Origin of the sequence: Lactobacillus nasalidis (assembly GCF_016587775.1) — a bacterium.
GTDB lineage: Bacteria > Bacillota > Bacilli > Lactobacillales > Lactobacillaceae > Lactobacillus > Lactobacillus nasalidis.
Genome location: NZ_BOCG01000709.1, coordinates 1 through 8,577, shown reverse-complemented (window position 1 = coordinate 8,577; position 8,577 = coordinate 1). Strand labels below are relative to the sequence as shown.

The 8,577-nt window shown below is 54.8% G+C and carries 10 protein-coding genes; 6 read left to right on the top strand and 4 right to left on the bottom strand.

Annotated elements, in window-relative coordinates; all coding sequences use genetic code 11:
• The 4 genes from lacNas_RS13555 to lacNas_RS13540 all read left to right on the top strand — a co-directional run.
• Nucleotides 1-847: AAA family ATPase (locus lacNas_RS13555; RefSeq protein WP_201346952.1), on the top strand; the 847-nt coding region annotated here is incomplete at its 5' end.
• Nucleotides 848-963: 116 nt separating this feature from the next.
• Nucleotides 964-1,242: a DUF1827 family protein gene (locus tag lacNas_RS13550; protein WP_201331249.1), complete on the top strand. Its 279-nt coding sequence runs from the start codon at nt 964-966 to the stop codon at nt 1,240-1,242.
• A gap of 280 nt (nt 1,243-1,522) precedes the next feature.
• Nucleotides 1,523-3,184 carry a multicopper oxidase family protein gene (locus lacNas_RS13545; protein ID WP_201331248.1) on the top strand — a complete coding sequence of 554 codons (1,662 nt, stop codon included), beginning with the start codon at nt 1,523-1,525 and terminating at the stop codon, nt 3,182-3,184.
• A gap of 23 nt (nt 3,185-3,207) precedes the next feature.
• Entirely contained in the window at nt 3,208-3,396 is a 189-nt protein-coding gene (locus lacNas_RS13540; protein ID WP_201331247.1) for a hypothetical protein, read from the top strand.
• A 63-nt stretch (nt 3,397-3,459) separates the two neighbouring features.
• Here the strand turns inward: lacNas_RS13540 and lacNas_RS13535 are convergent, their stop codons facing one another.
• Nucleotides 3,460-5,031, bottom strand: a complete 1,572-nt coding sequence (locus tag lacNas_RS13535) for a peptide chain release factor 3 (RefSeq protein WP_201331246.1) — start codon at nt 5,029-5,031, stop codon at nt 3,460-3,462.
• The gene (locus lacNas_RS13530) at nt 5,031-5,894 is read right to left on the bottom strand and encodes a hemolysin family protein (protein WP_201331245.1); all 864 of its coding nucleotides are present in this window, start codon (nt 5,892-5,894) and stop codon (nt 5,031-5,033) included. The genes lacNas_RS13535 and lacNas_RS13530 overlap by 1 nt, the downstream gene beginning before the upstream one ends.
• 100 nt (nt 5,895-5,994) lie before the next feature.
• Between lacNas_RS13530 and lacNas_RS13525 the strand changes: the two genes are divergently transcribed.
• A complete protein-coding gene (locus tag lacNas_RS13525; RefSeq protein ID WP_201331244.1) occupies nt 5,995-6,459 on the top strand; it encodes a hypothetical protein in 465 nt (154 codons plus the stop codon).
• On the opposite strand, the gene lacNas_RS13520 is transcribed toward lacNas_RS13525, so the two are convergent.
• Together lacNas_RS13520 and recX are read right to left on the bottom strand one after the other, a co-directional pair.
• Entirely contained in the window at nt 6,456-6,932 is a 477-nt protein-coding gene (locus lacNas_RS13520) for a hypothetical protein (RefSeq protein ID WP_201331243.1), read from the bottom strand. The two genes, lacNas_RS13525 and lacNas_RS13520, sit on opposite strands and share 4 nt — an antisense overlap.
• 42 nt (nt 6,933-6,974) lie before the next feature.
• The gene (recX, locus tag lacNas_RS13515; RefSeq protein ID WP_201331242.1) at nt 6,975-7,790 is read right to left on the bottom strand and encodes a recombination regulator RecX; all 816 of its coding nucleotides are present in this window, start codon (nt 7,788-7,790) and stop codon (nt 6,975-6,977) included.
• A gap of 162 nt (nt 7,791-7,952) precedes the next feature.
• On the opposite strand from recX, the gene lacNas_RS13510 reads away from it, so the two are divergent.
• The coding region (locus lacNas_RS13510; RefSeq protein WP_201346951.1) for a class I SAM-dependent RNA methyltransferase at nt 7,953-8,577 on the top strand (625 nt) is incomplete at its 3' end.

Here is an 8,577-nt window from a genome sequence, read left to right as displayed (position 1 = left end):
CAACAAGTCCGGCCGGCCAATCGGCTCCTTCCTCTTCGTCGGCCCGACCGGGGTCGGCAAGACCGAGCTGGCCAAGCAGCTGGCCTTGAAGATGTTCGGCAGCGAAGACGCCATGATCCGCTTTGACATGTCCGAATTCATGGAGCAATACTCCGTCTCCAAGCTGATCGGCTCTGCTCCTGGCTACGTTGGCTATGAAGAAGCCGGCCAGCTGACCGAACGGGTCCGCCACAACCCTTACAGCTTGATTCTGCTGGATGAAGTTGAAAAGGCCCACCCGGACGTTTTGAACCTGTTCCTGCAGATTCTTGACGACGGCCGCCTGACCGACTCCCAGGGCCGGACCGTTTCCTTCAAGGACACGATCATCATCATGACCTCAAATGCCGGCCAGGGCATCAAGACGGCCAGCGTCGGCTTCGCGGCTGAAAACAACAAGAACGAAGCTGAAGAAACCCGCAAGGTCATGAGCCAGTACTTCAAGCCGGAATTCTTGAACCGTTTTGACGACATCGTTCAATTCCACGCTTTGACCAAGGCCAACCTCCTGCAGATCGTCAACCTGCTTTTGGACAAGACCAACGCCATGGTCAGCGACCAGGGCCTGCACATTACGGTTACCGACGCTGCCAAGGACAAGCTGGTCGATGAAGGCTACGATCCGGAAATGGGTGCCCGCCCGCTTCGCCGCGTCATCCAGGAAGAAATCGAAGACAAGGTGGCCGACTACAAGCTTGACCACACTGAAGCCAAGGACCTGGTAGCCGACTTAAAGGACGGCGAAATCGCCATCTCCGAAGAGGTTCAGGCCCTGCCAGCCTCTGAAGGCGCCAGTGAAGAGAAATAACTATCTTTGAACAGAAAAAACAAGGATTATCCAAAAAGGATCCTTGTTTTTTTCTTGAATGCGTTATAATGAAAGTGAGGGGAATATCAGAGACAAATAGAAACGGGTGAAGTTTTATGCACTTAATTGATGTTACTAATAGCTATGCCGAATTAGTCCACAGTCAGCTAAATACTACGAGCGTGAACTACGTTAAAGTTTATTCTTTAGGCAATACTACCGTAGTTTATACCGAAAGCCCAATTGCCATCGGGATTGTTTTGGAAAACCATCACCGCAAGATCCGGGAAGAAGAACTTGAATTCGTGATCAAGCGGCTGATTCCCGAACGGACCAGCTATCAGCTCACGGTTGACAAGCATCGTCGGGTAGTTGAAATCCACGTTGACAAATAAACAGAATGAAGAAGAGTCCCCTCCGGGGCTCTTTTTTTGGCCTGTTTTTTGCTAAAAAATTCAAAAAGTACCGGTTTTTTTGAAAAATTGCAGATTTATTTTAAAAAAGTGCCCTTTTTTTCGAAAAAATCCTCAGAATTGATCTATGTCAATTTTTTTATTGGAAATAAGTTCTACAATCGGCTTTGAGCACTGGAAAGCGCTTTTTATAAAAAGAGAATGTGAAATGTGCAAAAGCATTTAAACTGTTTGTTTAGTAAAAAACAAGGAGGTACTGATCATGACAGTTTACCCGGATTACTTTTATGCTGAGAAGGACTTTGACAAAAGCCACATGGGCTACAAGCCGCTGACGATTCCAGAAGGAGTCGAAGCCCAGCCCCTGGCTGTTCCCCCGCTTTTAGCGCCGGACAAGGTTGACGGAAACGACATCTACTACACCATCGAGGCCCAGGAAGGCGAAAGCCAGATCCTGCCTGGCAAGAAAACCAAGACCTGGGGCTACAACGCGCCCCTTTTGGGCCAAACCTTGGTGGTCAAGACCGGACAAAGAGTGCACGTGCGCCTCAAGAACAGCTTGCCGGTGCTTACTTCTTTCCACTGGCACGGCATGGAAGTTCCGGGACCGATTACCGACGGCGGCTGTCACGCGCCGGTATATCCAGGCGAAGAAAAAGACATTGAATTCACGGTCAAGCAGCCAGCCGCTTTGACCTGGCTGCACGCCCACCCGTGTCCGTCAACGGCCATGCAGGTCTGGATGGGACTGGCCATGGGGGTCGTGGTTACCGACGACAATGAAGCCCGCCTGCCGATTCCGAAGAATTACGGGGTCGACGAATTCCCGGTTGTCCTGCAGGACCGGACCTTCCATGACAACCAGCTGGACTACCGGGCCGACTACGACCCGATGGGCGTCTTCGGTGAAGTGCCTTTGATCAACGGCGTGGTCCGTCCTTACATCGACGTGACCACCCAAAAGGTCCGCCTGCTCTTCTTGGGCGGGTCTGACCGCCGTGAATGGCGCCTGCACTTTGAAAACGACTTGACCATGACTCAGATCGGCGGGGATGACTCCTTCCTCAGACACCCGATTGACGTCAAGAAGCTTTTGATCGGGCCAGGGGAAAGACAACAGGTCATCGTCGACTTCGCCGGCTACAAGGAAGGCGACGTCGTCAGCCTCTACACCGACGACTTCAAGCTGCTGGAATTCCGGATCCATGCCTTTGAAAAAGACGACCGCGAGCTGCCTTTCAACATCTTTACCCCGGATGACCCGGCCGTAAACAGCGAAGCCCCGGTCCGCCACGTGACCATGGACGACCACGACAAGATCAACGGCCTGCGCTTCTCCATGGAAAGAATCGACATGAAGCAGACCTTGAACTCGGTTGAATACTGGGACGTAACCAACACCAACAACTCTGCTTCCGGGATGCTGCACCCCTTCCATATTCACGGGGCCCACTTCCTGGTCGTTTCCCGCGACGGGAAGAAGCCGAACCCGAACGAAATCAACGTCTACAAGGACACTGTTGAAGTCGGTCCTGGCGAAACTGTCCGCTTGAAGGTCTACTTCCAAAACGCCGGCGTCTTCATGTACCACTGCCACATCATCGAACACGAGGATGCCGGCATGATGGCCCAGATCCAGATCGTGGACCCGAAGGAGCCAGACAAGACCTACAAGCTGATGGACATGGAAACCATCACCAACGCCTTTGCTGAAGAAATGGGCGTTGAACCTGGCGAAGTCTTCATGCCAGGCATGGACGTCGAAGACATGGACATGGGCGCCTGCTTCCACGCGGCTGAAGCTTCAACCAGCCGCCGCTTGGTTGAAGCCGTCACTGCAGCTTCAAGAGCCGGCCACGCGGGCCACGACGCTTCATCTGGCGCCAGCCATCATGACGCTACCAGCGGCGCCAGCCATCACTAAGAATCATTGGGGGGATTAGAGCTATGATGAACAACAACCTTTACTTGAAAATTCTGTGGGTCTTGATGTATGGCATCGTCGTCTTCTACACTTTTACAGACAAGATGATGATGGCCATGTACTGGATGGCCGGAGTGATGTTTGCCCAATCCGTTATTGATCTCGTATACTACTTTTTGCCAAAGGGCAAAAAAGAAATGAGCGAATGCTGACAAAAGCAGCCAGTCAGGCCAAAAGAAAAAAGAAAAACGATGCCGTAAGGCATCGTTTTTTTGTTAAAGTTTTTCAGTCAGTTCAACGTCTGGGTACTTGTCATGGAACCAGCGCTCAGCAAAGGCGTTCTCAAAGAGGAAGAGCGGGTTGCCGAAGCGGTCCTTGACCAGCAGGTTCCGGCTGGAGGACATCTTCGGGTCCAGCTGGTCCGGATTGATCCAGCGGGCCACCCGGTGGCCGATTGAAGTCATTTCGACTTCGGAATTGTATTCGTTCTTCATCCGATACTGGAAGACTTCAAACTGCAGCTGGCCGACCGCGCCCAGGATGTAGTCTTCAGTCTGGTAGTTGCGGTAGAGCTGAACGGCCCCTTCTTGAACCAGCTGGTTCATCCCCTTGTGGAAGGACTTCTGCTTCATGACGTTCTTCGGGGAAACCCGCATGAACAGTTCCGGAGTAAATTCCGGCAGCGGCGGGAATTCCAGCTTGCGCTTGCCGGCGTAAATGGAGTCGCCGATCTGGAAGTTGCCAGTGTCATAAAGGCCGACAATGTCCCCGGCCACGGCTTCAGAAACCTGCACCCGGGCACTGGATTCAAATTCGACGGCGTTGTTCAGGCGGACCGGCTTCCCGGTTCTGGCCAGGGTAACGTCCAGGCCCTTGCTGAATTCGCCGCTGCAGACGCGGACAAAGGCGATCCGGTCCCGGTGCTGCGGGTTCATGTTGGCCTGGATCTTGAAGACAAAGCCGGAGAATTCATCGTCGTCCGGGGCCAGGTCTTCGTCGCCGTTGACCTTGTGGCTGCCCGGAGCCGGGGCCAGGTCAACGAACTGTTCCAGGAAGGTTTCAACGCCGAAGTTGGTCAGAGCTGACCCGAAGAAGACCGGAGTCTGCTCGCCGGCCAAAACCAGGTCGCGGTCAAAAGCAGCCCCTGCCCCTTCCAAAAGTTCGATTTCGCCCAGGGTTTCCTCAAACTGCGGATCGTCAGCCAGCGGGCTGCCGGCCGGAGCCTTCCCGTCTTCCAGGGCCACGAAGCGGTCCTGCCCTTCTTCAGGGTGGTAGAGTTCAACGCGCTGGTTGGCAATGTCGTACAGGCCCAGCAGGCTCTGCCCCATCCCGATCGGCCAGTTCATGGCCACGCCTTCAATGCCCAGGACGTCTTCCAGTTCAGCAACCAGGTCCAAAGGCTCTCTGCCGTCCCGGTCCAGCTTGTTCATGAAGGTGAAGACCGGGATGCCTCTTTGCCGCACGACCTTGAACAGCTTCTTGGTCTGCGGCTCGATCCCGCGAGCCGAGTCGATAACCATGACCGCGGCGTCGACCGCCATCAAAGTCCGGTAGGTGTCTTCAGAGAAGTCCTGGTGGCCGGGAGTGTCCAGGATGTTGATCCGCTTGCCCTGGTATTCAAACTGCATCACGGATGAAGTAACGGAGATCCCACGCTTCTTTTCGATTTCCATCCAGTCACTGGTGGCGTAATTCCCGGTCTTGCGGGCCTTGACCGTCCCGGCGCTGCGGATGACCCCACCCAAGAGCAGCATCTGCTCGGTAATCGTGGTTTTACCGGCGTCGGGGTGGGAAATGATCGCAAAAGTCCGCCGCTTGTTTACCTTGTCTAAAAGTTCTTTGTTCATTATTCTTCAGTTTCTTCCTCGTTGTTTTCTTCTGGCAGAGTCAATAAGACCGTCAAGAGCCGGGACCCCCGCATTCTCCGGGTCGTCAAGACCATTCCGTTTTCCAGCGGCACTTCCAGCTGTTCCCCTCTGCCCGGGATCACGCCCAGCTTGGTAATCATGTAGCCGGCCAGGGTGTCGACGTCTTCCATTTCCAGGTCAGTGCCAAAACGGTCGTTGAAGTCCGTCAAAGGCATCTTCCCGTAGATGACGAATTGCCGGTCGTTCAGCTGCCGGACCAGGATTTCGGCCTTGTCGACCTCGTCGTCGATGTCGCCGACGATTTCCTCGATCAGGTCCTCGATGCTGGCCAGACCGGTCACCCCGCCGTATTCATCGGTCAAAATCGCCAGCTGCTGCTGGCTGGTCTGCATCTGCACCAGCAGGTCGTCCAGTTCGATCGTTTCCGGGGCAAACAGGGGCGGGGAGATCAGGGTGTCGTAAGTCAGCTGGTCAAAGCCGCGCTTGCGGGCCTCCCTAAGAATGGTGCGGATATGGATGACGCCCACGATCTGGTCCTTGTCCTGGCGGTAGACGGGAACTCTTGAATATGGCTGGTGGAGGATGTCGTCCAGGTTTTCTTCCAGGTCATCCTCAATGTCGATCATGAACGCATCTGTCCGCGGCACCATCACTTCACGCGCTACCTTGTCGTGGAAGCTCATGCTGCCCTCGATCATTGAATACTCGGTGTCGGTCAAAACGTTGCTGGCATGCAGCTGGTCAATTTCCGCCTGCAGCTCGTCTTTGCCGCTTTCTTCGTTGCTGGCAAAGTGATTTTTCAATCTGTCAAACAGGCTGCCGGTCGCAGGGTCGCTAGTCATTTTTCTAACTCTCTTTCGTAAAATCCTTAAATATTTACATTATAGCATATGACCTTAACAGAATATGATAAAATACCCCTGTAGAAAGAGGTGTTTTACCATGAAAATGCGCCGCATTATGTTAGTCTTCGTCTTCCTGCTCTTGATCCCCTACATCTGCAGCTTAGCCATCATCGGCATTGGCTACAACGCCTTGGTCCTGCACTCGACTGATCCCTTGAGAACTGCCGTGGGGGCCTTCGTCGGGGCCATCATCATGCTGGCCGTCAAGGCAACGATCCAGCGGCCGCTGAACCTGCTGGCCGGAGACATCTATGCCAGCTTCCTGCAGCAGATTCTCCGCTTCTTCAGCATCCGCCGCCGGCCGGTCTTGCAGGCCGCCAACTTCCTGCTGGACCTGGTCTTGTGCACCCTGGCCACGATCGTGGTCCGGCTGCTGTTGCCGCTTGAATGGATCGTCGGCACCTCGATGGGCTTCGTCATCTTGATCATGTTCATCTCCACTTGTCTGGGAGCTTACATCGAATACGACAATCTGGCCATCGACGCCGAAATCAAATCTTAATTCTGACTGACCGGGAGGTAAAGGCTCTTGGTCAGTTTTTTACTGTCCAAATCCAGCTGGCGCAGGATGTAAGGGTTGGAGTTCTCCTCAAGCCGGAGCTGGAAGTCGCTGCCCAGGTCACCGGCTTCGTCCAGAAAACGGGGCAGCTCGAAATTCAGCGGCAGGTCAAAGTAAGCCGCGTTGGCCGTTTCTTCCTTCTGGAAAACCCGGGCCTGCGGCAGGGCAAACTTGAGCAGACCGGCCGGCGCGCTGGCTTGAGGGGCAAGCACCCCGTACCAGTACATGAAGTTTTCCGGCCCGAAAACGATCAGCGAGGCCCGCTGATTGCCCACTCCCGCCTCTTGGACGAACTTTTGGAAGGCCGGATCTTCTTCTAATTCCTGGTTGCTGGCAGCGAAAGTCCCGTTTGCGTCCATCATCCGGTCGGGAAAAGCCTTGCCGATAAATGTCAGTTCATTGATTTCTGTCTGCATCTTCCTGCTTCTTTCTATTCTGTGTTTTCTGTTTTTCTGCACTTAATATTCTTCCAGTTCCTCCAAGGGAATGATCTCCCCGGCCAAAAAGGCACTGATCTCATCCCCGGAAAAACCGTGGCTGTAAAGATATTGCCGCATCTTCTGCTGGCGCTGGGCGGGCTCGTAGCGCTTGAAGCGCTTGTAGGCCTTGAGGCCCTGCTTGGCCAGGGCGGCTTGCTCCTGCTCTTCGTCAGCTTCCGGGGACAGCTCCTGGGTCACGGCCTGGGCCAGGGAGCTGGAGAAGCCGTGGCTGAGCAGCTTGGCCTGCATCTTGCGGTCAAGCTCTTTTTTGGCAATCTTCCCCTGCTGGCCCAACAGCGACTTGACCAGGCGCTTGCCGACTTCGGCCCAGTCTTCTTCGCTCACTTCCGCCAAGGCAGCTTCGATCAAGTCGTCGTCGACTCCCTTGCGCTTCAAGTCCCGGCTGACGGCTGTGGGGCCGTTTTTGCCCACGTGCAGGTCGTTTTTGACGAACAGTCTGGCATAGGACGCATCGTCCAAATAGCCCAGGTCGACCAGTTCAGCCACCGCCTGCCGGGCTGCCGGGCGGGAAATCTCGTGCTGGCTGAGATAGTCAGTCACCTCTTTGACCGTCCGCGGCTGGTAGGAAAGGTACTTGGCCGCCAGTTCGCTGGCCCGGGCGGCGAGTTCGTATTCCTCGATTTCCGCGATTTTCTGCGGGCCGAGCTCCTGGCCCTTGAGCAGGACGAATTCCGCCAGCGTCTTCTCGCTGACGGAAAAAGCGTACTCCTGGTCCAAGAAAATATTGTAGCGCCCCGGCCGCTTTTGTGCACTAACTTTTGTAATAATCGCCATGTTTTTCCTCCCTTGCTGCGCAGTGTCGCCAACATCTATCTTAGCAAATTGTCACAAAAGCTGCGAAAAACTTGCGCGGCTTTTAAAAAGCTCGGTATAATAATATGTCAAAAAGTTCCAGTTTTATTATTGTAGAAAGAACAAGCAAAGAAGAAGGCTCACATGCAAAAGAAAAATTTTTCCAAGGCCGGTCAAAAAGAGCGGCACGTCATCATTACCATTAAGCGCCTCGGCATCAACGGGGAAGGGATCGGCTACTACAAGCGCAAGATCATCTTCATCCCCGGCGCCCTGCCAGGCGAAGTAGTCGTTGCCAAGATCGTCAAGGACCACCCGCAGTATCTTGAAGCCGAGCTGGTGCGGATCAAGGAAGCCAGTCCCGACCGCGTCGCCTTCCCGGCCGGCGTTGACCCGAGAATCGGCGGCCTGGAGCTGGCCCACCTGTCTTATGAAGGCCAGCTGGCCTTCAAGCGGGACAACCTGATCGCGGCTCTGGAAAAGTACCGGCCACGCGGCTACAAGAACTACAAGATCAAGAAGACCATCCCGGCTCCGGACCAGTGGCACTACCGGGCCAAGGCCCAGTACCAGATCGAGCGGGAAAACCACCGCGTTTCCCTGGGCTTGTACGCGCCCAACTCCCACCAGCTGATCGACCTGCCAGAAATGCCGACGCAGAGCAAGGACACGCAGGCTACTGAGCGGGCCATCCGCGACTTGATCATCAAGCTGCGCGTGCCGATCGCCAACCGCCGCCGGCAGCTGCCTGGCATCAAGACCGTCGTGG

What these genes read in the sequence shown, in the direction of transcription:
- lacNas_RS13550 (WP_201331249.1), top strand. Translation starts at nt 964, where the DNA reads ATGCACTTAATTGATGTTACTAATAGCTATGCCGAATTAGTCCACAGT.
- lacNas_RS13545 (WP_201331248.1), top strand. Translation starts at nt 1,523, where the DNA reads ATGACAGTTTACCCGGATTACTTTTATGCTGAGAAGGACTTTGACAAA.
- lacNas_RS13540 (WP_201331247.1), top strand. Translation starts at nt 3,208, where the DNA reads ATGATGAACAACAACCTTTACTTGAAAATTCTGTGGGTCTTGATGTAT.
- lacNas_RS13535 (WP_201331246.1), bottom strand. Translation starts at nt 5,031, where the DNA reads ATGAACAAAGAACTTTTAGACAAGGTAAACAAGCGGCGGACTTTTGCG.
- lacNas_RS13530 (WP_201331245.1), bottom strand. Translation starts at nt 5,894, where the DNA reads ATGACTAGCGACCCTGCGACCGGCAGCCTGTTTGACAGATTGAAAAAT.
- lacNas_RS13525 (WP_201331244.1), top strand. Translation starts at nt 5,995, where the DNA reads ATGAAAATGCGCCGCATTATGTTAGTCTTCGTCTTCCTGCTCTTGATC.
- lacNas_RS13520 (WP_201331243.1), bottom strand. Translation starts at nt 6,932, where the DNA reads ATGCAGACAGAAATCAATGAACTGACATTTATCGGCAAGGCTTTTCCC.
- recX (WP_201331242.1), bottom strand. Translation starts at nt 7,790, where the DNA reads ATGGCGATTATTACAAAAGTTAGTGCACAAAAGCGGCCGGGGCGCTAC.